Genomic DNA, 681 nt, shown 5'->3' with positions numbered 1-681 from the left:
GCGGCGGCGTCCTGGAGCGCGCGCGAGTACCTGGGACTGCGCGGCCTGGAGCCCGGCGCCCCGGCCGACGCCGTCGTCTACGACCGGGATCCGCGGACGGACCTCGAACAGCTCGCCGCTCCGGTGGCGGTCGTGCTGCGGGGCCGGTGCGTGCGTCACAACCGGGCGCCGGGATTCGTCGAATGACCGTGACCAGCGCGATCGTGCACGAACGGCGGCAGCTGACCGGCCTCGCCTACCGGCTGCTGGGCTCGCTGAGCGACGCCGAAGACGTCGTCCAGGAGGCCTTCGGGCGGTGGTACGCGCTGTCCGCGCCGCAGCGCGAGGCGATCGAGTCGCCCGGCGCGTGGCTCACGACGGTCGCCGCCCGCCTCTGCTTGGACCTGCTCGGCTCGGCGCGGGTCCGCCGCGAGCGGTACGTCGGCGAGTGGCTCCCCGAGCCCGTGCCCGATGACCCGCTCGCCGATCCCGCCGACCGCGTCGCGCTGGCCGAGTCGGTCACCATGGCGTTCCTCGTCGTGCTGGACGCGATGACCCCGGCCGAGCGGGTGGCGTTCGTCCTGCACGACGTCTTCGGCTACCCGTTCGCCGAGGTCGCGGCGGTCCTCGACCGGTCGGTGCCCGCCTGCCGCCAGCTCGCCTCGGCCGCGCGGCGCCGGGTCCGGGTGGTCCGGGAACCGG

At 75.8% G+C, this 681-nt stretch carries 1 protein-coding gene and 1 pseudogene; both read left to right on the top strand.

What is annotated here, in order from left to right:
* Window positions 1-186, top strand: a pseudogene (locus G3I65_RS16255) (hypothetical protein); the annotation flags it as partial.
* Window positions 183-681 (top strand): sigma-70 family RNA polymerase sigma factor (locus G3I65_RS16250; protein ID WP_160696860.1); only part of this gene is annotated, 499 nt, incomplete at its 3' end. The pseudogene G3I65_RS16255 and the gene G3I65_RS16250, both read left to right, overlap by 4 nt.

This window comes from Amycolatopsis sp. SID8362 (genome assembly GCF_010550475.1).
Taxonomy (GTDB): Bacteria; Actinomycetota; Actinomycetes; order Mycobacteriales; family Pseudonocardiaceae; genus Amycolatopsis; species Amycolatopsis eburnea.
This window is presented reverse-complemented; position numbering and strand designations above follow the sequence as displayed.